The following is a 22848-nucleotide window of genomic DNA, read 5'->3' as shown; positions in this document are numbered from 1 at the left end:
TGCTTCTTAGTTAATCATTTCAACGAGTTTGCGTTTCATGTCATCGTCAATGTTGCGGTAACGGGCAAAGGCACGGCTCCCCTCCACATGCCCGGACATGGATGCAATAAGATTGGGGTCGGGAACCTGCTTGTAGAGGTTGCCGACAAAGGTCTTTCGTGCAGTATGACTGGATGCCACCTCATACAAGGGCTTTTGAACGGTCTTGTAGCCGTGGGTGTCAAGCACCGTCACCATCCTGTCAATCCCACAATGCCTCAGCAGTTCCCTTATACCATTATTATATATAGAGATAGGTTTGAATGGCAGCAGCCTGTCTGAATCGGAACCTTCGTATTTGGAGAGTATTCGGAGGGCTTTCTCGTGCAACGGTACCCTGACCGTCTTTGCCTCGCATTTCTTTGTCTTCTGTGGCATGTACTCCACGAAGCCGTCCTTCACGTTCTCCCTTGTCAGGCGGTACAGGTCGCCCACCCGGCAACCGATATAGCAGTGGAAGACAAAGATGTCACGGATGACCTCCAGCTGTGGGGCAGAAGATAGGTCTGCCTCATAGAGGATATTGCGTTCCTCAATGGAGAGGTAGAAGGGATCTCCATACACGGGGACTTTGCACCCATACTGCAGGAATGCCTCATTGCTTGTATATCCCATCTTCTTGCACCAATGCAGAAAAACGCAGAAAAGATTCATCGTGTTGATGATGGTAGTGTTTGACTTCTCCTTCGGTTTGTATTGGGCAGGGATATAATCCTTGTAGAAGTCCGGATGTTCAATATACATCAGGTGCTCATTGGCTACATAGTCACGGAAGTCATTCATGTCTTCCAACGAGATAGTCTCGACAAAAAGATTAAACTCCTTGTCTCCCATAATCTCACGGTTGTAGGCCACATACCTTGTCAGCTTACGGTACAGGTTCTCTATCTGCCCCTTGGTCTGTTTTGTCCCCTCATGCCGACTGATATACTCTGAAAGTCTTGTCAGCAGGTTGGGATGCTTACGCTCATACGCAAGGTTCGGAAGGAGCACATCCTCAATGACCTGTCTCAGCCAGTCTCCGTCTGCCTTGTTCCGGTCAAAGGATGTCTCTATCTGTTCAATGATGGCGGCAATCTGTTCGGGAATGCGCTTCTGCTCATTCTTGTCCACAATGCTGTTCCTGCGATACCTTAGCGCATCGCCGTCCCAATACTTATCGACCACCTGCAATCCGGAAGCGACCTTGATGTCGATTTCCTTGTCGCGCACTCGGAAACAGATGCAGGACATGCCTGTCTTTCCGCTCTCTTTAACCTCCTTGAGATATACGCTTGCTTTCATGTTCTTGTCGGTTTTATGCTTTCTGGGTGCAAAGATAATGTATTTCCCGTAAATGTTCCCAATAATCCCGAAGAAACTTGCAAGCGATTAAAATGATTTAAGATATTGTTCCCAACGAATAGACTTCAAAAAATACTGTGTTACAGCGGTTTTATTTTATCTTGTTATGCTTTTGTTTTCATTTTATGGCAAAACCAGGCTTAAAATTTCATAGATTTAGGTTCCATGCTTTTTTGTGGGTTGCTGTCATGCAACACAACAGAGAAAAGAGAAACGAATCATTCAAACATCATGGAAACAGAGAAACAGAACATTGGAAACTTGCTGGCACTCTATCCGAAGCCGATGACAGTTGTTGGGGCAGAAGTAGAAGGCAAAGTGAACTGGCTTGTAGTAGGGCATACAGGTATCATCGGTCATGACAGAATCCTATTGAGTATGAGCAAAAGCCATTATACCAATCAGGGAATCAGAAAATCCAAAAAACTCTCCGTCAGTCTCGTAAGCCGCGAAATGCTTCCGAAGGCCGATTATGTGGGGAGTGTAAGTGGAGCGTCCGTTGATAAATCGGAGGTTTTCGAGTATCATATCGGTGAAAACGGTACACCTGTCATCGATATCTCACCGCTGACAATGGAGTGTAATGTAGTGGACATTTACGAAACAGAGGGATTCGATAATTTCATCTGTTCGGTCGTCAATACGTATGTTTCGCCGGATGTCCTTGGTGATAATGGAAAGCCCGACTATACCCGGATGAAACCCGTGTTGTTTGATTTCCCGACCTATTCCTATCTGGCTACTGGAGAAGTGATAGGCAAATGCCTCCAGTTGGACAAAGCACCTGCCATGTGTGATAAAGAACCGATGGCTGCCGACGGTATAGTACGGTTGTCGAAGATTGAAATCTATCCGCAGTACCTTGATGCGTACATGAAGTATGCGGCGGAAGTTGGCGAAGTCTCTCTGCGTACCGAACCCGGAGTATTGACGATGTATGCGGTCAGCGAAAAGGAGAATCCCTGTAGGGTAACGATTCTTGAAACTTATGCGAGCAGAGGGGCTTATGAAAAGCATATCGCATCCGAGCATTTCCAACGATACAAGCAGGGAACATTACACATGGTCAAGTCACTGGTCCTGTCTGACCAGACCCCACTCAATCCGGCTAATCGGATCAACAACTTCATTCAGTAGAAACGACTAATAATTGTACGGAAACAGCAACGTAAATACACTTCCCTCGCCGGGACAGGAACGCACGTCGATGGTGCCGCCGTGCTGGTGCATAATCTGGCGGGCCAGTGTGAGGCCGATGCCCGAACCGCCGGGTTTGGTGGTGAAGAAGGGGACGAAGATGCGTTCCTGTACCTCAGGCTCGATGCCGGTGCCGTCGTCTGTCACGCGGAGGAAGATGCGGCCCGTGGAGGTGATACCTGCCGAGAGGGTAATACAACGGGCTTCGTTCTCGCGGGCGTTCTTGATCAGGTTGATGAGTACCTGCTCCACCTGTCCTTTGTCGGCCAATAGTCGGAGCGGGGCAGGGGGCGGTGTGAGGTGCAGGTCGTTGTCTTCGGTCTGCATGAAGCGGACGACATCTTCCAGCAGGGCTGTAGCGTCGAGAGATTGCAGCAGGGGTGGGGGCAGGTGTGACACCTCCCGGTAACTGCCTACGAAGCGGGTCAACGCATTCCCTCGTCGGGCAATGGTGGCAAGCATCTGCCGCATGTCTTCCTTCTCCTGTTCATTACCTTCCAGTCCGTCTACTTGCTTGCCCAACAATTCGGCTAAGGAGACAATAGGGGTGACGGAATTCATGATTTCATGGGTCAGTACCCGTATCAGTTTCTGCCAAGCCAATGTCTCTTGGGTGTCCAGTGCCGAATGGATGTTCTTCAGGCTGGCGATGACCAGCTTTCGTCCTTGTAGGATGAATTCCATGCCCGACAAGGCCAGTTGAGTTCCTTCTTCCTGTTGGTGTACCTGTATCACGTGGAGTGAGCCGGGACGCAAGTCACGTAGTAGCTGTGGCAGGTCGGGATGGAAAAGGCGTAAATCATCTACAGTCTTGGGGGCTTTCAGTATCCAGGTTTCTTCTTGTAGTTCGTTTACAGCAGTGGCCAGCAGACGTGTAGCGGCCTCGTTCTTCCATTCGATGTTACCTTGTGGCGTATAGACTAGTACAGCGGTGTCGATGTGGTTGGCCAGGGCCTGGAAGTAGAGCAGGCGTCCTTCCTTGCGTTGCAGGTTGGCACGGTAGTGCTCCAGAGCCTCCTGCATGCTGTCCAGCAATTCGGGCGGCAGGCCGCGATGGCCACCTGTATGGTTGCTGCCGAAGGCTTCGGGAAACTCAGAGTAGCGCACCGACTGAATAAATTGCTCCATGAGGCGTGATGTACGCTTTATATACCGGCAGACGGACCAGGCAATGCCCAGCGTCAGCAGGGCGGACAGGCACGTGTTGATATAGAAGCCGTGTACCGCCATCCAGGCCGTGAGGAGGCACGAGGCCAGTAGGGCGGCGGTAAGCAGCAGGGGGATACGGGTCCAGAGGGTAGAGGTTGTTTTCATCTGACAGAATTTTTTGTTCACCACAGAGGACATATTCATTATAATTTATACTTCTCAATTCTCCGATACAGCGACGTCCGCGTGATGCCCAGCATCTCGGCGGCCAAGGTGATGTTGCCGTTGCACAGGCGGAGCACTTCGTCGATGCTTTCGCGCTCGATACGCTCCAGGTTGTAGCGTTCCTTCTCGTCTAGCGGTTCGTGCGTCAGGCGGCTTTGCAGGTGGAAGTCGCGGGCGGCAAGCATCGGGCCCGAGGTGAGGATGACCGCCCGTTCCACGGCATGTTCCAGCTCGCGCACATTGCCCGGCCAGCGGTACTGCTGTAGCTGACGGCGTGCTTCGCGGCCGATACCCTTTATCTCCTTGTGATATTTGCGGGCATAGCGTTGCACGAAAAAGTCGGCCAGGAGGAAGAGGTCGTCGCCCCGTTCGCGCAGGGGAGGCAGACGCAGTTCGATGGTATTGATACGATAGAGCAGGTCTTGGCGGAACTCGCGTCGGTCGATGGCGGCATACAGGTCGGTATTGGTGGCGCAGATCAGCCGCACGTCTACAGGATAAGTGGTTGTGGAACCCAGGCGCGAGGCACGCCGCTGCTCGATGACGGAGAGCAGCTTGGCCTGCATGGGCAGGCTGAGGTTGCCTATTTCGTTCAGGAAGAGTGTGCCGCCCGTGGCTGCCTCCATACGTCCCGGTTTGGAGCGGCGGGCATCGGTGAAGGCACCCTTCTCGTAACCGAACAGCTCGCTCTCGAACAGCGGTTCGGGGATGCTGCCCAAGTCGATGGCTACGTAGGGTCTCGTGCGGCGGGGCGACTGCTCGTAGATGTAGCGGGCCAGCAGGTCCTTGCCCGTGCCGTTTTCGCCCAAGAGCAGAAGATTGGCATCGGTGTCCGAACACTTGCGCACGGTTTGCAGCAGGGCCTGCATGGCGGCCGACTCGCCGATGATGTGTGTCGGTTCGGCTGGCGTGGCCAACGCTTCGGCACGTTGTTCAAGGGTCTTCTTTTGTTCTTTCAGCACCTTTACTTCGTGTCGGCTGAAACTCAGTTGCAGGGCGGCGGACACAGTAGCCAGCAGTTTGTCGTTCTGCCAGGGCTTGGGGATGAAGTCCGTGGCTCCCTGCTTGATGGCCTGTACCGCCTTCTCTGTGTCGCTGTAGGCGGTGATGAAGATGACCACCGCCTGCGGGTCGAGTTTCAATATCTCCTCCAGCCAGGCAAACCCTTCGCGCCCGCTGACGGCGTCGCGGCGGAAATTCATGTCCAGCAGGATGACGTCGTGCCTGACGCGTGACAGCAGGGGCAGCATCTCGCGCGGGTCGTCGAGGGTAGTCACCTGTTCGGCCAGCGGGCGCAGCAGCATTTTCAGTGTGAAGAGAATATCTTCGTTGTCGTCTACGATGAGTATCTTTCCTTTTTTCATGGTGAGTACAAAGATACGTATTCTTTTTCAATAAACGCCGTACGGTAGCGTGCGATTGGTGTACGGATTCGGACGTTTTTTATCTCTCTATCCGATGATAAGCGGCTGGTGAATAGCAGTTTGAAGGTTTGGCACAGATATTGCCCTGTTTTCTTTGTAAATCCATTGTATATCGTGATGAACAGACTTTCTTTACCTTTACTGGCCTTACTTCTGCTGGCTATAGGAATCTCGTGCAGGCAACGCCGTCCGGGTATGAGCCGGGAGGAGGCGGTGGCGGAACTGGAGACACAGGCTACCGAACAGGAAACCCGTCGCCAACAGGTTGCTGCTACGCTCGACACCTTTGCCGCCGATTACCGCCCACCCGCGGGTATCAAGTATCAGCCGACCATGATCCGTACGGGTGGCAGGGTGCTCGACGTACCTGCTGCCCTGAAGAATGTACGGGCGTTGAAGCCCAATGAGCTTGGCACCCTTACCTTCCATCCCACGGGTTACGAAGGATACGGCCTCGGTGCGGAGTTGAACCCTGTGGACGACGGCTGGCTGCTGACGGACTACGAAGGTATCTGCCTGCTGGACAAGGATATGAAACTGCGTAAGGTGCTCTTCAAGAATGATGTGGAAATCAGCGAAATGAAGATGGGCGACGGCATCGGATATGGCATACGCAGCAAACGGCGTCTTAGCCAGGTGGGCTACGACTCTTCCACCCGCCAGCTTCGCGGACTCTATGCCGGTCAGGAGACTGAAGCGGACGACCGTCTCCGCTATGAATATGCAGTCGCCACCCTGCCCTGGGATGTGCTTGCAGAAGCCGCCGAACCGTGGACACCCGACCACCTGCCCAGCAAGCTGCCCATCGGCAGGACGCAGGGCAATGCCTTTGCCGTTACGGCTGGCGGCTGGCTGATGACCGAGGCTTTCAGCTCGCGACTCTGCACATTCGGGCAGAAGGGCGACACACTGTGCCGATTTACGGTGAACGATGCCGAGGACTACGTGCCTACCTCCACCTACCGAAGCGGTGAGGATACTGACGTCTATCATTATGACGGGAAGCTCCGCCTGCGCATGGCCTACGACAACACCGTCTACGAGCTGACGGATGCCTCCACGCTCAAGGCCGTCTGGCGGTTGGACTTCGGCCCCCTGAAACGCCCCACGGGCAAGTATGTGGTGGGTAGCCTGAATAACAGTCTCGACGGATATTATCTGATTAATAACTGGATAGAAACAAACAGATACCTGTTGGTTCAACTGTCGCGCAGCTACGATTCGCCCAATGCCCGCACCCAGGGAACAGTGACGCTTCATACACTGGTGTACGACAAACAGACGGGCGACTTCTTCAGCCTGCCTGGACGGACCGACAAGGATGGCCGATACACCTACGCCAACCTGTCTTTCCAGGTAGAAGGGAAGGAACTCTCTTTCCTGCCTTCGTTGACGATAGGAGACCGGGCCGCCGCCTGCTTCAAAGGAAAGCGGCTGAAGGAGATGCTGCCCGACTTGCCCTTGTCGAAGCAATGGAAAGATGAGGAAATCGTCGTTGTACAGATGGAATGACGCTAAAGTCTCCCCTTTGACGGGAGTGACAGAAAACAGTATATTTGTAAAACCCGAATAAAAACAGAATTATGCTAAGACATTACATCAAAGTGGCGCTTCGGCTCATCCGCCGGAGCCTGCTGTTCTCCTCCATCAACCTGATGGGGTTTGTGCTGGGCCTGACGGCGGCCTTCCTCATCTACCTGTGGGTGGTGGACGAACTGACGCACGACGACTGCTTCCGCGACGGCAGCCGCATCTATCGTGTGACGGAGCTTCGCCGCGAAGCGGGCGGGGAGGTGAAGGAGTCGCCCCGCCTGCCACGCACGCTGGCCATGGACTTCCGGCAGAAATTCCCGCAGGTGGAGGACGCGACGGCCATCAAGTACGGCGACCGGCACTCCTACGAGGCTGAGGACGGGAAGAAGATGACGGTGACCGAAGTTTACGTGGACAGCACCTTCTTCCGTTTCTTCACCTTTCCCGTGGTGGAAGGTACTCCCCAACGCATCAACGACAACCCGAACAACGTGGTTATCTCCTCCGAACTGGCCCGCAAGTTCTTCGGTTCGTCTTCGGCCGTAGGGCAGAAGCTGACCTATTCGTTCGGTAGCTTCACCAACGACGTCTATACGGTGGTAGCCGTGGTGGACATTCCCCGCAAAAGTCACATCCGCTTTGAAATGGCCATGTCCATGGATGCATATGGCAGGGGAGGCGTAAGCATCGATTGGGATACCTTCACGGAAAGCATGCACGTCTATGTCAAGATGAAGCAAGGATCGACCATGCTCCGCAGCGAGGCGCAGGCCATGAGCCGCCTGCTGGCCGACCGTGGCGAGAAGAACGTACGTCTCGGCTTCCAGCCCTTGCACGACATCTACCTGCATACCCGTTTTGCCGACCCCGACGTGGAGAAGCACGGCAACCTCTCCACCGTCTATCTGTTCATCGCCTTAGCGGTGCTTGTCATCTTCATGGGGGCGTTCAACTTCACTACCCTGTCCACCGCCCGCGCCTCGCTGCGCTACAAGGAGGTGGGCGTGCGCAAGGTGACGGGAGCCAAACGCCGTGTGCTCATCGGGCAGTTCCTGTCCGAAGGAATGGTGCAGGCATGCATCGCCTTGGTGTTGGCCATGGCACTGACCGAGCTGACACTGCCCTTGTTCAACCGGGTGATGGAGACCGACCTTCGGCTGGAGGCCAGTTGGAGCGTGGTGCTCTACATGCTTTTCGGCATCGTGGGTGTGGGTTGCCTGGCTGGCAGCTATCCGGCTTTCTATCTCTCGTCCGTCAATCCGTTGCTGGCCTTCAAGGGCGGGCGCAAGACGGGGCGCAAGGGCGGACTGATACGCGGATTAGTGTGCGTGCAGTTTGTTATTGCCCTGGTGCTGATGCTGCTGACGGGCATCGTCTTCAAGCAGCTACACTACATGCAGAACAAGGACATGGGGCTGGACAAGGAAAACATTGTTTGCATTTATACCAGCCTGTGGTACAACGTAGGCGACTTCAAGCAGGAACTCCTGCGCAATCCCGATATCAAAGGCGTCTCCATGTCGTCGCCCATCGAGAACTTTGGCGAAGGCACTAATTACAAGGACGGCAGCAAGGTGGAGTGGACCGATGTGGACGGACGCACCGACTCTGTGCGCATGGTGCAGCTGTGGGCCGACGGCGACTTCGTGAAGACCTTCGGCATGCAGTTGGTGAAGGGCAAGCTGATGGATGACGACTTCAACAACTACTGGGATCAGGGTGAGACCAAGACCGCCGTCATCAACGAAACGGCCTGGCGCGCCATGAAGGTGGCCGACCCCATCGGGATGGAAATCCGTTCGGAGTGGGGAATGCCGCTGCGCATCGTGGGTGTGGTGAAGGACTTCAACTTCCAGTCCATGCGCGAGCAGATCAAGCCTGCCTACATCTGGTACAACCCCGAGGCTCTGAGCTATCTGTACATCAAGATAGCTCCCGAACGGCGGCAGCAGACCTTGGCCTTCATCAAGGAGAAGTTCGAGGAGTTTGCCAAGCGCGACGATGCCTTCATCAAGGAATTCAGCTACCAGTTCTTCTCCGACAAGCTGAACCAGAACTACGCCCGCGAGCATCAGCAGAGCCGCATGTTGCTGTTCTTCACCGTGCTGGCCATCCTCATTGCCATGATGGGTGTGTTCGGCCTGGTGGCGCTCTCCACCGAGCAGCGCACCAAGGAGATAGGCATCCGCAAGGTGAACGGCGCACATTCCGACCGCATCGTGCGCATGTTCTGCCGCGAGTATCTCGTCTGGGTGGGTATTGCCTTCGTCGTGGCCTGCCCCGTGGGTTACTGGCTGATGAGCAACTGGCTCAGCGAGTTTGCTTATCAGACGCCCATCAGCTGGTGGTTCTTCCTGCTGGCCGGTCTGCTGACGGTGCTCATCACCCTGCTGACGGTCGTAGGACAGACGTGGCGTAAGGCGTCGCAGAATCCGGTGGAGTCGCTGAGATACGAGTAAATGAAGAATGAAAAATGAAGAATGAAGAATTTAAAGTATCGGTTTAATTCTTCATTCCTTAATTATTAAAATAACAATATGAAAACAGACAACGTAATCAAGGCCGTGGGCCTGACCAAAATATTTCGCACCGAAAGCGTGCAGACAACCGCATTGAACGAAGTGAACCTGGAAATCTATCCGGGTGAGTTTGTAGCCATCATGGGCCCGTCGGGCTGTGGCAAGTCCACGCTGCTCAACATCATGGGCCTGCTGGACAATCCTACCTCGGGCGAACTGTGGTTCATGGGGCAGGAAGTGTCCCGATGGAAGGAAAACGACCGCACCGACCTGCGCAATGGCAACCTGGGTTTCGTTTTCCAGAGTTTTAACCTGATAGACGAACTGACGGTGTTCGAGAACGTCGAACTGCCGCTGCTCTATGCCGGTGTGCCCGTCCGCGAACGGGTGGAGCGCGTGAACCGAGCCCTCGACCGCATGCAGATTACCCATCGCTCGGAACACTACCCGCAGCAGCTCAGCGGCGGTCAGCAGCAGCGTGTGGCCATTGCCCGCGCCATCGTCACCAATCCGAAAATCATTCTGGCCGACGAGCCGACGGGTAACCTTGACTCGGCCAACGGCAACGAAGTGATGTCCCTGCTGAAGGAACTCAATGCCGACGGTGCCACGGTAGTCATGGTGACCCACTCCGAAGAGAACGCCCGCGAGGCACGCCGCATCATCCGCATGATGGACGGCGTTATCCTGACGGAAAGCAGCCGACGATCGTCGGGAAGCTTCTGAAGCCCTTCGCGGAGCTGCGGACGATCGTCGGGAAGGTTCCGTAGGGGTACGGAAGTGCGCGGAAAGCTGTCGGCAGGGTTCCGTAGGGGTACGGAAGTGCGCGGAAAGCTGTCGGCAGGATTCCGTAGGGGTACGGAAGTGTGCGGAAAGCTGTCGGCAGGGTTCCGTAGGGGTACGGAAGTGCGCGGAAAGCTGTCGGCAGGGTTCCGTAGGGGTACGGAGGTGCGCGGAAAGCTGTCCGCAGGCTTTCGAGGGCCTTCGGCGGGCTTCCTCCTTACTTCTTCCGTGCAGCCACGGCCAGTATCACGCCCAGCGCCACGCCCAGCAGGGCGGCGAACAGCACGCGCATCTCGCCCGGCAGCAGGAAGGTGATGGTGTGGGCAGGGAACCAGAAGAGCGGAATAGTTTTCTTGAACACGAAGCCCCACTGCACCCGCCAGTTCAGGTTCTGCATGATGTCGCCCATCGGGATGGGGGTAAAGAGGCCGCGCAGAGTGCCGCCCGTTGCCAGGATGTGCGTGTCCGTAATTTTGTGGAACGTCATGAAGACGGGTGCGAAGATGCTGTTCAGGCAGACGGAGATGGCGAAAGCCAGCAGTACTTTGCTCAGGGTGACGGGGCCTGCCATGATGGCGGCAGGGTCATCGACGCCCAGGTAGCCCGCCGCGGCAGGCACACCTGTGGAGAAGACGATGAACGCCAGGTTGATGCCCATGCCCAGCACGCCCCACACGACGGCACGAGGCAGGACGCCAAACCCCTTGCGCAGGTACTGGCCCGTGCTGATGCGCAGTCCCAGCAGCTCGCCCAGCGTGGAGAGGACGGCAAACTTCAGGAAGCTCATCACCATGCCGTGTTCGGCATTGAACGACTGATAGCCCGCATACAGGTTGGGGGAAAGGACGAAAGGTGCGAACAGCGCCACTACAATCAGGCAGAAATAGAAATCGGTGCGTTTCATGGTTATTAGGTTGTATTTGTACATTTTGGTTTATGGCGGCACAATGTACTAATTTTTATGAATTCGGCAAATCTTTGTTCGCTAAAAATGTTGTTGTAAAAGATAAATGCCTATTTTAGGCTCTGTTTTATAACTAAACCGATATAATCATGAAAAAATTAGCTGTTCTTTTTGTCGTGTCGGCGGGCCTGTGTATGGCTGCCTGCCGTCCTGCCTCACAGAAGCAGGAGGGCGCTGTACCGCAGGCGGCGTCTGCCGTCCCTGATTCTGTAATTACGTGTAGCGGCCGTCTGGTGATGGGGCACGAAGCCTACTCGTTCACTCCCGACGGCGATACCTTGTCCTATTGGGTAGTCGACCGTTCGGGCGAGCTGAAGAAGCGTTACGAGGAAGCTCTTCCGGCTGATGCCAAACCCTACACCCCTGTTTCCGCCGAATTGAAGGTGAAGATGATGGGGCCTTCGTCCGAAGGATTTGCCGCCGAATATGATGGCGTGGTAGAGGTACAGGCGATTATTCGCGTGGGCGAGTAGGTTCGCCGCCTGCCTTTCGGGCCAGTTCGGCACGGATGCGGCTCAGCGACTGGGGGGTGATGTAGAGATAGGAGGCGATGTGCTTCAGCGGTACGTGTTGCAGCAGCTCGGGCATGCGTTCGAGCAGTGACAGGTAGCGCTCCTTGGCCTGCGTGGCCCCTTCGTTGATGAGCCGTTCCTCGAATACCAGAAATTCCCGTTCGAACATCCGCCGTCCCAGGTTGGCAGCTGCTGCCGACGAGTGGAAGAAGGCCTCCAGCTCCTGCCTGCCGATGCGGTAGAGCAGGCTGTCGCTCATGGCCTCGATGGACGTACCCGACGGCCTTCCGCCCATATAGCCGCGGGTGGAGAAAAGCGATTCGCCCGTGGTGGCAAACCAGATGCTCACGTCCACTCCGTTGCGCAGGTAATAGCCGCGCCAGATGCCCTGGCCTATCAGATGGAACGAGGTGTTGAGCTCGCCTTCGCGCACCAGCATCTCGCCGCGGCGGTAGGTCACGGGTTCCATCAGTGCCAGCAGGGAAGCGGCGTCCTTGCTGTTCAGGTTGTATTTCTTGCTGAATATATCGACGAATTTTTCCATATCTCTTCCTTTTGATTCATTCTCCGAGTTTCTCTTTCCTCTTTCTGCCGCGGCAATAGATGGTCAGCACGAAGAGCAGCGTCAGCGTCTCGGCGGCAGGTACGGCCAGCCAGATGCCGGGTACACCCATCACGGCGGGCATCAGCCAGAAGCACAGCAGCACCAGAATGAAGCCGCGCAGCAGGGTGACGGCCATGGCGGGACGGTCGCGCTCCACACTCTGAAAGTAGCCGATGGACACGATGTTCACGCCGAAGCACACGAAGCCGGCGGCAAAAAGCGGAAGTCCCTCCACGGCGATGCGGTAGGCCGGATAATGGGTGTCGACAAACATGCCTACAATCCCTTCGGTGAAGAACTCCGTGATGAGGAACACCACCACGCCGCACACCACCGCCGTCCACAGGGCCAGGCGGAAGGCCGACCGCACCCGTTCGGGTTGTGCCGCTCCGTAGTTGTAGCTCAGGATGGGCTGTGCCGACTGGGCGATGGCATTATATACCATAAAGATGATGGGGAAGAAGTAGCAGGCAATGCTGAAGGCCGCCACGCCGTCCTCGCCCAGGTAGCGGATGAAGACGTAATTGCCCACGAACATCATGGTAGCGATGGCCGCTTCGCACAGGAAGGTGGAGAGGCCCAGGCGCATCATGTAGCCCACGTTGCGCACCGTCAGTCGCAGGCTCTTCAGGCTCAGCTTGATGCGCTCCAGTCGGATGACGTGCCGGCGTTGCAGGAGGTAGAAGAGGATCATCAGCGCCCCGAAGATGTAGCCCAGGCTCGTGGCCAGTGCGGCGCCGAACATACCCCATTGGAGAACGTAGATGAACAGCCAGTCGAGGAAGATGTTGATGAGCGCGGCCACGATGTTACAGGTCATGGCATAGTTGGGCGAGCCGTCGAGCCGCACGAAGAACATGCCTGAGCTAAGCAGCGCGCTGAACACCAGGAAGGGCACGAACCAGTACATGTACTCCACGGCCAGCGGGAGCAGCCGATCGCTGCTGCCCAGCAGGCGGGCCACCTGCTCCACGTTGCCCAGGATGGCCGCGGCATAGGCAATGAGCAGCAGGGACGAGACGATGACGGCCTGCGTCACGTTGATGCGAGCCACCTTCGGCTTGCCGTGCGACAGGTGGATGGACGCCACGACCGACGCCCCGATGCCGAACATCAGCGCCACGCCCGTATTGATGAGGAACAGCGGAGCGGTGATGTTGACCGCCGCCAGCGCGTCGCTACCGATGCCTTTGCCCACAAAGATGCCGTCCGTAATGATGAAGATGGCCGAAAACACCATGCCCAGCACGGTGGGTATCAGCAGCTTCCTGAACAGGGTGGGGATGTGCATGCTGCCGAAGTCGATGCTGTCTTTCAGCGGAGTGTGATTGTCTTTTTTCGTTGTCATAGCTTTTTCGTTTTTGCGGGTGCAAAGGTAAGCTAAAGTTCGGCGCGGAAGATTAACAAATGATAATTAATGCAGGGAGCCTATCGGGGGCGGCAGGAGTTTTCTGATCCCTCCTCTTCAATCTTGCGCAGGGGACGGCAGGGATTGCCCACGGCCAGCGTATGGGCGGGGATGTCGCGCGTCACCACGCTGCCTGCGCCGATGACGGCCCCGTCGCCGATGGTCACACCCGGCAGGATGACCACGTTGCCGCCTATCCACACGTTGTTGCCGATGCGGATGGGGTAGGCATACTCCAGGCCTGCGTTGCGGCGGCCGATGTCGAGCGGATGGCCGGCGGTATAGATGCCCACGTTGGGGGCGATGAAGACGTTGTCGCCGATGGTGACGTCGGCTCCGTCGAGGATGACGAGGTTGGTGTTGGCAAAGAAGTTGCGGCCGATGCGGATGTGGTAGCCGTAGTCGCAATAGAAGGGTGAGATGATGCATCCGCCTTCGCCCATGTGCACGATGCGGCGTATCAGGCGGTCGCGCTCGTCCGTGCGGTCGGGCGGCAGTAGGTTGTACTCATGCAGCAGGCAGCGCGTCTGTAGCATTTCCTGTTGCAGTTCGGGGTCGTTGTTGGCATCGTAGAGCAGGCCTTCGGCTGCTTTCTGTTTTTCTGTTTTCATCTGCGTAGGTTTGTTTGGAATATTTTGGGGTAAAGTTAACGCATATATGCGGAAAAACGATAATTTTGCCCGCGATAAATCTTTCAGTCACCCGTATGGAAAGGGTCTTGGTAGTATCGAACTCGAACGAGCTGGTCAGGATGAAGCCGGAGCGGATAGCCTATATCTCCTCGGACGGCAACTATGTGACGGTGGTGCTTCACGACCGCACGGAGCACGTCTTTGCCTTCAACCTCCTGCGCATGCAGAAGCTGGTCGAGACCCAGCTGGCCGAAGAGGCGGCCTGCTTCATCCGCATCGGGAAGAGCCTGATCATTAATCGCAACTACATCTATAAAATCAATCTGACGAAGCAGGAACTGGTTTTGTCGGACAGCAGGCTGGACGGAGCTTTCAGGCTCTCGGCTTCGCGCGAGGCCCTGCGGCAGCTGAAGGAATTGTTGGAAAAGGAGGTAGGATTATGAAGAGACACGAAGAAGACGAAATACAGGTATTGGGTCAGGCAGGCGGCGGACGGAAGCGGGGAGGCGGCAAGCGCTTCCTTGGGTATCTGTTGCCCGCCTTGGTTGTAGCCCTTCTGATAACTGGCTGGTTTCTCCTCAGGAAAACGGCCGTTTCTCCACAGGAAAACGATGCTTTCCCCTTGGAAAGCGACCTGGCACTTCTGGAAGACGGGCAGCAACCCGCGGCGGGCGTGACGAAGGAGGTACGCATCAGCGTCGTGGACGATACGGTGAACGACGTCCCGATGCAGGTGTTTGTCATCGAGGGAGCCAAAGCGCGCCTGTGCATTGGGCGCCCTGCCGCGCAAGACACGACGGTGCTCATGGCCCTGCCTGCCGCCGATGTGCGCAAGGACAACTTGGGCATTGTGGGCGACTTCGTCTTGGACGGACGCCGCTATGGCAACGGCAAGCGGAAGGAGGGGTATGGCGCCCTGCTCGAAGGGCAGCTCTTTCTGGGCGTTTCGGCTTCGGACACGGTGATGAACTATTGCGCCTCGCGGCAAGGCTCCTTCTTCAGGCAATATGCGCTGGTGGCCGACGGAAAGATATGGCCCAACCGCCTGAAGGGAAAATCCCTGCGGCGGGCGGTGGCGCGGAAGGCCGACGACGCCCGCGTCTATGTGGTGGTGAGCCGCCAGCGCGAGTCGCTCTACGACTTCTCGGAAGCCCTGGCCGACTATGGCATGCACGACGCCCTCTACCTGCCTGGTGGCGATGCCTATGCCTTCTGCAAGGTGGATGGTGATACCCTCTTTTTGGGAGTTTCGCAGGAGCATGTCTATCCTAACACGAACTATCTGGTCTTCGGGAAATAATATTTCGTGCGTTCAACGCACTATTTCATACATTATTTGTTATACTTCATAACAGGCGACGTCTGTCGGCTTGCGGACATGGGTGTTTTTGCCTATTTTTGTCGTGCAGGTCGATGATGCAAGTCCGACGCCTGTTTCATAAAAAGGAAAACTGGACTGAATGTATAAACTATTAAAACTTTATTTGAGATGAAAAGAAACTTTATTTGTCTGGCCGCTCTGTTGTTACTGATGTCGTGTGGTAGCAAGCAGGCCAAAAGCCCCGACAAGGCAGAAGCCCCTATTGGAGCGAGCGATGCCGCCCAAGGTTACACCTACTCCAAAGTACTCGATAAGAAAATCCGCATCTTCGAGGAAGGTGCACGCGTCCTGTCGGCCACCGACCCGCAAGCCACGATGGCAGGCTATGTCGTATTTCCGTCCGACTCGTCCAAGGCAGAAGTGTTCCTGCCGCAGGAAACCGTCGTATTGGACAAGCGTGTCCGCCCTGATGGTACGGCCGTATGGAATGTGGAGGACGACGATACCTACATGCTGGAAAAGTGTGGTAACGAATGGTTGGTGAGCCGGGGTGGAAAGGTGTTGTATGCTTCGACCGGTTGTGAAAACCAGCTCAAGGCCGAGTTCGTGGGTGCGAAAGGAGAAAAACTCTCCGCCGTCTTCTTCACCCAGGCAGGGGTGGCACAAATCCGCTACAACGGCATCGACTATCTGCTCCGCCAGTATGTCACCGCCTCGGGCTACGGCTATCGGAATCCGCTGGCCGACATTAGGGGCAAAGGTAAGCAGGTAACCCTCACACTCACGGGGGATGGTACATCCATCAACTTCGTGGAGCAGGAAAAATAACTCGAAACAATCAATCTATATAAGAAGATATAAATCATGAAAAAAACAATGATGCTGGCCGTGGCTGCCGGTTTGTTGGCCTCGTGCCACACGGCCACACAAAAAGAAGAGAGAGAATTTGTAGGAAACTGGTTGGAGGTGATGCCCGTCAACTCCCAATTTACGCAGGGAGTGACGCTGAACGCCGACGGCACCGCTACTTCCATTGGCATGGCTACGTTGAAGTATGAATCGTGGAGCCTGGCCGATGGCAAGCTGGTGCTCAACGGCAAGAGCATCGGCAATGGGCAGACGCTGGACTTTTCGGACACGCTGGACGTGGTGTCCCTCACGGCAGACTCCCTGAAGCTGGGCAAGAACGGTGCTTATCGCATCGATTACTATCGGGTGAAGGAAGTGCCTGTCTTGGGTAAGGACAAGGCGTTGCTCGACTCCCTTCAGAAGGCGGAAGGTACGGGTCAGTTGCAGACGCGCGTCTATCGTGGCACGTTGCCAGCCGCTTCATGCCCGGGCATCGTCTACGATATCACCCTCTACAACTACGAGCATAGCGGCGACGGCGTGTTCAGAGCGAGCCTCACCTACCTGGAGGCTGAGGACGGGAAGGACCAGACCTACGAGTTCTGCGGACGCCAGTACACCTTGCGTGGCAATGCCGTAGACAAGAACGCTACTGTCCTTCAGTTTGTGCCTTTCGACAAGGCTGAGGACACGATGAACTTCTTGTTCGGAGGTGACAAACTGACCATGCTCGACCGCGAGTTGCGACCGATTGACTCGAATTTGAACTACACTCTGCAATTGCAATAGACTTTCGTTGGCTGGCTGCGGGCTTTTTCGTACTTTTGCACTTTCATTTTTTAAATCATTTGAATACCTCTATGAAGTCGGACATCGAAATAGCTCGCAGCATCGAGCTCAAGAAAATCAAGCAGGTGGCTGAGAGCGTCGGCATACCTCGCGAAGAAGTGGAAAACTACGGCCGCTACATCGCCAAAATTCCCATTCATCTCATCGATGAAGAAAAAGTAAAGCAAAGCAATCTGATTCTGGTGACGGCCATCACGGCCACTAAGGCGGGTATCGGTAAGACCACCGTTTCCATCGGCCTGGCGCTGGGATTGAATAAGATAGGTAAGAAAGCCATTGTGGCCTTGCGCGAACCTTCTTTAGGTCCCTGCTTCGGCATGAAGGGTGGAGCAGCAGGCGGCGGCTATGCGCAGGTACTGCCCATGGAGAAAATCAACCTGCACTTTACAGGCGACTTCCACGCCATCACCTCTGCCCATAACATGATTTCGGCCTTGCTCGACAACTACCTTTACCAGCATCAGGCCGACGGCTTCGGGCTGAAGGAAATCATCTGGCGGCGTGTACTCGACGTGAACGACCGCTCCCTGCGCAGCATCGTGACCGGCTTGGGACCGAGCACCAACGGCGTGACACAGGAGTCGGGCTTCGACATCACGCCTGCTTCGGAAATCATGGCCATTCTCTGCCTGGCCAAGGATCAGGATGACTTGCGCCGTCGCATCGAGAACATCATCCTCGGTTTCCGCTTCGACGGCACCCCCTTTACAGTGAAGGAATTGGGTGTGGCCGGCGCCATCACCGTCCTGCTGAAGGATGCCATCAACCCCAACCTGGTGCAAACCACGGAAGGCACGGCGGCATTCGTACATGGCGGTCCTTTCGCCAACATCGCCCACGGATGCAATTCCATCCTCGCTACGAAGATGGCGATGACCTTCGGCGACTATGTGGTGACGGAAGCTGGCTTCGGCGCCGATCTGGGTGCGGAAAAATTCTATAATATCAAGTGCCGCAAGAGTGGCTTGCAACCCAAGCTGACCATCATTGTAGCTACGGCCCAAGGATTGAAGATGCATGGTGGCGTGAGCCTCGACCGCATCAAGGAGCCGAGCATGGAAGGGTTGAAGCAGGGCTTTGGCAACTTGGACAAACACGTGCGCAACCTGCGTTCCTTCGGACAGACCGTTGTGGTGGCCTTCAATCGCTTTGCCAGCGATACGGACGAGGAGGTGGAAGCCATCCGCCGTCATTGCGAAGAGAAGCTGGGTGTGGGTTTTGCCATCAACAACGCCTTTGCAGAAGGAGGCGAAGGAGCCGTCGACCTGGCCCGTCTGGTGGTGGATACCATCGAACAACGGCCTTCCCAGCCGCTTGCCTTCACGTACGAAGAGACGGACAGCGTAGAGCGTAAGATCGAGAAAGTGGCCTGCAACCTCTATGGAGCGAGCGTGGTGACTTATAGTATTCATTCACGTAAAATGCTCAAACTCATTGAGCAGATGGGCATTACGCATTATCCGATTTGCATTGCCAAGACACAATATTCCTTCTCGGCCGATCCGAAGATTTATGGGGCGGTAGATAATTTTGAGTTCCACATCAAGGATATTGTCATCAACCATGGTGCCGAAATGATTGTGGCGATTGCGGGCGAAATCTTGCGTATGCCTGGCCTTCCCAAGGTGCCTCAGGCAGAACATATCGATATCGTAAACGGGTTGATAGAAGGGCTGAGTTAATGGAAAATTGAAAATGGAGAATTGAGAATTCAATTAGCAATTCCTATATAGAAAAAAAGAGTGCGTCCTAAGGGATGCACTCTTTTTTTGTCCTAATTTTCTATTCTCAATTTACTCAATAAGCGAAGATCGGGTAGTTCTTCATTGTTTCATTGACGCGTGCACGAACTTGTGCGATAACGGCTTCGTTGTCTACGTTGGAGAGCACAGTTTCGATCATTTCGGCAATTTCGAGCATCAGGTCTTCCTTGGCGCCACGAGTCGTGATGGCAGGCGTACCCAAGCGGATACCTGAAGTCTGGAAAGCTGAACGGCTGTCGAAAGGCACCATGTTCTTGTTGACGGTGATGTCGGCCGATACAAGGGCTTTCTCGGCTACTTTACCAGTCAGGTCGGGGTACTTCGTGCGAAGGTCGACGAGCATGGAGTGGTTGTCCGTACCGCCGCTCACGATAGAGAAGCCACGGTCGATGAGCGCCTGTGCCAGCACGGCGGCGTTTTTCTGTACCTGTGCGGCATATTCCTTCCATTCGGGTTGGAGGATTTCGCCGAAGGCAACAGCCTTGGCAGCGATGACGTGCTCCAGCGGGCCGCCTTGAATACCAGGGAATACGGCCGAGTCGAGCAGTTGTGACATCATCTTGATTTCGCCCTTTGGTGTCTTCTTGCCCCAGGGGTTGGGGAAGTCCTTGCCCATGAGGATGATACCGCCACGAGGGCCGCGGAGGGTCTTATGAGTGGTCGAGGTGACGATGTGGGCATACTTCACAGGGTTGTCCAGCAGGCCTGCAGCGATAAGGCCGGCGGGGTGTGCCATGTCGATCATCAGGATGGCGCCCACCTTGTCGGCTATTTCGCGCATGCGCTTGTAGTCCCATTCGCGTGAGTAGGCCGAACCGCCGCCAATGATCATCTTCGGGTGTTCGCGCAGGGCCACTTCTTCCATCTGGTCGTAGTCTACACGGCCTGTTTCCTTGTTCAGGTTGTATTCACAGGGGTGGTAGATGATGCCCGACGTGTTCACCAGTGAACCATGCGACAGGTGTCCGCCATGAGCCAGGTTCAGGCCCATGAACTTGTCGCCAGGGTTGAGCACGGCCAGGAAGACAGCTGCGTTGGCTTGTGCGCCCGAGTGGGGCTGTACGTTGGCCCATTCGGCTCCGAATATCTGTTTGATGCGGTCGATGGCGATCTGTTCGCTCTGGTCCACCACTTCGCAACCGCCGTAGTAGCGCTTGCCTGGGTAGCCTTCGGCATACTTGTTGGTGAGGCAGGAGCCCATGGCCTGCATGACTTGGTCACTTACGAAGTTTTCTGATGCGATCAGTTCAATGCCTTTGAGCTGACGTTGGTGTTCTTTTTCGATGATGTCGAAAATTAAATCGTCTCTTTTCATGTGTTTCTATAATAGATTAATAGTTCTTTCTTTAAGAAGTTTACAAATGTAAGCAAATAAATGAATATATGCGTCATTTTGTTTAAAAAAACACGCCAAACGAGAAACTGAGTACATTGTCTTTGCGGGTGAAGCGTATCTCTTTGTCAGGGATGTTTTCGCCGGGCGAAGGCTGGAGGTCGGGCATGTCGTAGGTGATTTTCTTAGAGATGTTGTGCAGGCCGATGTCGTAGCGGAAGTCGAAGAAGATGCGCGAAATGGTGACTGCCACGCCCACGGTCAGGCTGGCATTGAAGGGGTAAAGTTCTTCGCGGATGTTGTCCATGTTGAAGTTTTCGAAGGTGACTTTACTCTTTTTGTCCCAGATGTAGCGCAGCTTCGGTCCTCCGAAGACGGCCAGGCTGTAGGGGCCGTCCTTGATGATGTTGTAGCCGTAGATGACAGGGATTTCGACACTGTGGATAGACGAGGTGATGCTTCCCTGTTCGGGCAGGGTGCCTTCGGGAGCATTGTCTACGGGCAGCGGCTTGTCGAAGGTGATGTTGCAACGGTTGATGGTGTAGGACAATTCGGGCTGCAGGAAGTGGCGGTCGAAATTGATGCGCATGAACAGGGAGGCGAAGTAGCCTATCTTGTAGTTGTTCTGCACCTGTTCTACATGGGTTCCGTTGATGCTGAGGTCGGACACGAGGAACAGAGAGGCGGTAAATCCGCCCTTGGCACCAAAGTTGATGGACGTTTCCGTCTTTCGCTTTTTCTTGTCAGCCTGTGCATCGGCATCGGGGTTGGCCGACGGTTGTCCGTACGCCAGTGTGGAAGCCGTCAGCAGGGCAAGCAAGAGGGAAGCTCTGTTTCTTTTCATGTCGTTCCTTCGTTTGTCTGTTGTTTAACTTTTCTTCTTTTCGACGCTCCAGCCGAACTTGCCGATCTTGGGGCCCAGTTCGTAGTAGCCGCCGTGGACGTAGACCAGCGGATTCGTCTCGGCCAGTTCCAGCTTGCCCGTGTCGGGGTTCAGGTGGCTGGTTTCGGCGCGTACGTTCACCACGTCGGCGATGAACATGTCGTGCGAGCCCAGCGACACGATTTCCTTGACGCGGCACTCGATGCAGAGGGGCGACTCTTCGATGAGCGGTGCCTGCACCACGGTGCAACGTCCGGGCGTGAGGCCCATCTCCTTGAACTTGTTGTAGTCGCGGCCCGAGCGTACGCCGCACCAGTCGGTGGCGCGTGCCATGTCCTTCGTGGTGAGGTTGATGACGAACTCCATGTTGCGGCGGATGATGTCGTAGGAGTGGCGTTCGGGGCGGACGGAGATGTAGCACATGGGTGGGTTGGTGCAGAGGGTGCCTGTCCACGCCACGGTGAGTATGTTGTATTCCTCGGGCGTGCTTCCGCAGCTCACCAGGACGGCGGGCAGGGGGTAGATGAGGGTGCCGGGTTTCCAGTCTTCTTTCATTTATTTAATTGAAAATTGAAAATTGAGAATTGAAAATTATCTGTTTTGAACATTGTTTTATTGGAAATTGAGAATTGAAAATTGAAAAATTATCTGTTCAGACTGGCCTTGGTCGTTTTTACGATGCTTGCCAATAGTTTAACGATTTCTTCGCAATCTTTATGAATGGAGGCGAATTCGTTGTCTTTCAAGTAATGGGTGCTGTGCAACAAGCGTATCCAATACATGGTTTCGTTTGCCTCTTTCAGCGAGACATTCATCTTGTTCAGAAAATCGGCCTTGCTCTGTGCATGAACGGCTTCTTGAATCAGCGCTCCGATAGCGGTGCCGCTTCGAAGCATCTGATTGGACAAGGAATGAATCTCTTTCTGTCGGTTCAGATATTTGTGAAGATTGACAATGCGGATGGCGAAATCATAGCTCTTTACCTCAATGGTGTTGAACTTCAAGATATGGTTTTCGCTCTCCATTTTCAATTTTCAATTCTCCATTTTCAATTAAATGATTTCGATTTCCTCCCTCGTCTGCTCCTTCTCGCAATAGTGGCACTTGATGATGCAGCGTTCCTTGTCGATGACGTGGAAGCGGGTGGGCATGGGCTCGTTGTTGGTGATGCACTTGGGGTTGGCACACTTCACGATGCCATGCAGCTCGTCGGGCAGCTTCACTTCGCGCTTCTCCACCACCTCGTAGTTGCGGATGATGTTCAGCTTCACGTTGGGCGCCACGACGGCGATGCGGTTGATTTCGTCGTCGCAGAAGAACTTGTCGGCAATCTTGATGATGCCCTTCTTGCCCAGCTTCTTGCTGTTGAGGTTGAAGCCGATGGTGATGTTGTTGCTCATGTGCTCCAGGCCCAGCAGCGACACCACGGTAAACAGTTTTTCGGAGGGGATATGGTCGATGACGGTGCCGTTCTCCAGCGCGGCTACCTGCAATTCTTTCTTTTCGTTCATTTCTTT

Annotated in this window: 22 protein-coding genes; 10 read left to right on the top strand and 12 right to left on the bottom strand. The window is 55.0% G+C overall.

The annotated features are described in order from the left end of the window. Positions 1–6 precede the first annotated feature (6 nt). Positions 7–1323 carry a site-specific integrase gene (locus BQ8005_RS03550; protein WP_075317067.1) on the bottom strand — a complete coding sequence of 439 codons (1317 nt, stop codon included), beginning with the start codon at positions 1321–1323 and terminating at the stop codon, positions 7–9. A 225-nt stretch (positions 1324–1548) separates the two neighbouring features. On the opposite strand from BQ8005_RS03550, the gene BQ8005_RS03545 reads away from it, so the two are divergent. Then, positions 1549–2520: a flavin reductase gene (locus tag BQ8005_RS03545; RefSeq protein WP_075317066.1), complete on the top strand. Its 972-nt coding sequence runs from the start codon at positions 1549–1551 to the stop codon at positions 2518–2520. Between the two features lie 6 nt (positions 2521–2526). Here the strand turns inward: BQ8005_RS03545 and BQ8005_RS03540 are convergent, their stop codons facing one another. Next, positions 2527–3894: a sensor histidine kinase gene (locus BQ8005_RS03540; RefSeq protein WP_075318901.1), complete on the bottom strand. Its 1368-nt coding sequence runs from the start codon at positions 3892–3894 to the stop codon at positions 2527–2529. A gap of 38 nt (positions 3895–3932) precedes the next feature. Further along, positions 3933–5318 carry a sigma-54-dependent transcriptional regulator gene (locus BQ8005_RS03535; RefSeq protein ID WP_075317065.1) on the bottom strand — a complete coding sequence of 462 codons (1386 nt, stop codon included), beginning with the start codon at positions 5316–5318 and terminating at the stop codon, positions 3933–3935. A gap of 177 nt (positions 5319–5495) precedes the next feature. On the opposite strand from BQ8005_RS03535, the gene BQ8005_RS03530 reads away from it, so the two are divergent. From BQ8005_RS03530 to BQ8005_RS03520, 3 genes are all read left to right on the top strand, one after another. Further along, positions 5496–6890, top strand: a complete 1395-nt coding sequence (locus BQ8005_RS03530; protein WP_075317064.1) for a DUF4933 domain-containing protein — start codon at positions 5496–5498, stop codon at positions 6888–6890. 71 nt (positions 6891–6961) lie between these two features. Next, the gene (locus BQ8005_RS03525; protein ID WP_075317063.1) at positions 6962–9370 is read left to right on the top strand and encodes an ABC transporter permease; all 2409 of its coding nucleotides are present in this window, start codon (positions 6962–6964) and stop codon (positions 9368–9370) included. Between the two features lie 78 nt (positions 9371–9448). Beyond that, the gene (locus BQ8005_RS03520) at positions 9449–10156 is read left to right on the top strand and encodes an ABC transporter ATP-binding protein (RefSeq protein WP_075317062.1); all 708 of its coding nucleotides are present in this window, start codon (positions 9449–9451) and stop codon (positions 10154–10156) included. A 274-nt stretch (positions 10157–10430) separates the two neighbouring features. On the opposite strand, the gene BQ8005_RS03515 is transcribed toward BQ8005_RS03520, so the two are convergent. Then, on the bottom strand, positions 10431–11117 hold the full coding sequence (locus BQ8005_RS03515; RefSeq protein WP_075318899.1) for a hypothetical protein: 687 nt from the start codon (positions 11115–11117) through the stop codon (positions 10431–10433). Between the two features lie 149 nt (positions 11118–11266). On the opposite strand from BQ8005_RS03515, the gene BQ8005_RS03510 reads away from it, so the two are divergent. Beyond that, positions 11267–11650 (top strand): hypothetical protein, encoded by a 384-nt coding sequence (locus tag BQ8005_RS03510; RefSeq protein WP_159436198.1) that lies wholly within the window; start codon positions 11267–11269, stop codon positions 11648–11650. Here the strand turns inward: BQ8005_RS03510 and BQ8005_RS03505 are convergent. The 3 genes from BQ8005_RS03505 to BQ8005_RS03495 all read right to left on the bottom strand — a co-directional run bounded on the left by BQ8005_RS03505 (position 11631) and on the right by BQ8005_RS03495 (position 14312). Then, positions 11631–12233, bottom strand: a complete 603-nt coding sequence (locus tag BQ8005_RS03505; protein WP_021848150.1) for a Crp/Fnr family transcriptional regulator — start codon at positions 12231–12233, stop codon at positions 11631–11633. The two genes, BQ8005_RS03510 and BQ8005_RS03505, sit on opposite strands and share 20 nt — an antisense overlap. Before the next feature lie 16 nt (positions 12234–12249). Next, positions 12250–13611 (bottom strand): MATE family efflux transporter, encoded by a 1362-nt coding sequence (locus BQ8005_RS03500; protein ID WP_075318897.1) that lies wholly within the window; start codon positions 13609–13611, stop codon positions 12250–12252. Between the two features lie 110 nt (positions 13612–13721). Then, the gene (locus tag BQ8005_RS03495; RefSeq protein ID WP_075317060.1) at positions 13722–14312 is read right to left on the bottom strand and encodes a sugar O-acetyltransferase; all 591 of its coding nucleotides are present in this window, start codon (positions 14310–14312) and stop codon (positions 13722–13724) included. 95 nt (positions 14313–14407) lie between these two features. Here BQ8005_RS03495 and BQ8005_RS03490 point away from each other — a divergent pair, with 95 nt between their 5' ends. The 5 genes from BQ8005_RS03490 to BQ8005_RS03470 all read left to right on the top strand — a co-directional run bounded on the left by BQ8005_RS03490 (position 14408) and on the right by BQ8005_RS03470 (position 19034). Continuing rightward, positions 14408–14776 carry a LytTR family transcriptional regulator DNA-binding domain-containing protein gene (locus BQ8005_RS03490; protein WP_075317059.1) on the top strand — a complete coding sequence of 123 codons (369 nt, stop codon included), beginning with the start codon at positions 14408–14410 and terminating at the stop codon, positions 14774–14776. Then, the gene (locus BQ8005_RS03485; protein ID WP_075317058.1) at positions 14773–15633 is read left to right on the top strand and encodes a phosphodiester glycosidase family protein; all 861 of its coding nucleotides are present in this window, start codon (positions 14773–14775) and stop codon (positions 15631–15633) included. Before BQ8005_RS03490 ends, BQ8005_RS03485 begins: the two co-directional genes overlap by 4 nt. Positions 15634–15822: 189 nt before the next feature. Beyond that, a complete protein-coding gene (locus BQ8005_RS03480; protein WP_111936051.1) occupies positions 15823–16482 on the top strand; it encodes an MliC family protein in 660 nt (219 codons plus the stop codon). Between the two features lie 36 nt (positions 16483–16518). Next, on the top strand, positions 16519–17292 hold the full coding sequence (locus BQ8005_RS03475; protein WP_083610486.1) for a lipocalin family protein: 774 nt from the start codon (positions 16519–16521) through the stop codon (positions 17290–17292). A gap of 71 nt (positions 17293–17363) precedes the next feature. After that, positions 17364–19034 (top strand): formate--tetrahydrofolate ligase, encoded by a 1671-nt coding sequence (locus BQ8005_RS03470; RefSeq protein WP_075317055.1) that lies wholly within the window; start codon positions 17364–17366, stop codon positions 19032–19034. Positions 19035–19149: 115 nt separating this feature from the next. Here the strand turns inward: BQ8005_RS03470 and glyA are convergent, their stop codons facing one another. The 5 genes from glyA to pyrI form a co-directional block, all read right to left on the bottom strand. Next, the gene (gene glyA / locus BQ8005_RS03465) at positions 19150–20430 is read right to left on the bottom strand and encodes a serine hydroxymethyltransferase (protein WP_021848142.1); all 1281 of its coding nucleotides are present in this window, start codon (positions 20428–20430) and stop codon (positions 19150–19152) included. Between the two features lie 82 nt (positions 20431–20512). Next, complete coding sequence (locus BQ8005_RS03460; protein WP_021848141.1) at positions 20513–21292, bottom strand: porin family protein; 780 nt, start codon at positions 21290–21292, stop codon at positions 20513–20515. Positions 21293–21316: 24 nt separating this feature from the next. Next, entirely contained in the window at positions 21317–21886 is a 570-nt protein-coding gene (locus tag BQ8005_RS03455) for a flavin reductase family protein (RefSeq protein WP_075317054.1), read from the bottom strand. Between the two features lie 89 nt (positions 21887–21975). Next, on the bottom strand, positions 21976–22356 hold the full coding sequence (locus BQ8005_RS03450; protein WP_021848139.1) for a four helix bundle protein: 381 nt from the start codon (positions 22354–22356) through the stop codon (positions 21976–21978). A 27-nt stretch (positions 22357–22383) separates the two neighbouring features. Next, a complete protein-coding gene (gene pyrI, locus BQ8005_RS03445) occupies positions 22384–22842 on the bottom strand; it encodes an aspartate carbamoyltransferase regulatory subunit (protein WP_075317053.1) in 459 nt (152 codons plus the stop codon). Positions 22843–22848: the final 6 nt, after the last annotated feature.

The sequence above is a fragment of the Bacteroides togonis genome (genome assembly GCF_900130135.1).
In the GTDB taxonomy this organism is placed as follows: domain Bacteria; phylum Bacteroidota; class Bacteroidia; order Bacteroidales; family Bacteroidaceae; genus Bacteroides; species Bacteroides pullorum.
Note: the sequence above shows the minus strand (reverse complement) of the source record. Positions and strands in the feature narration are given on the sequence as shown.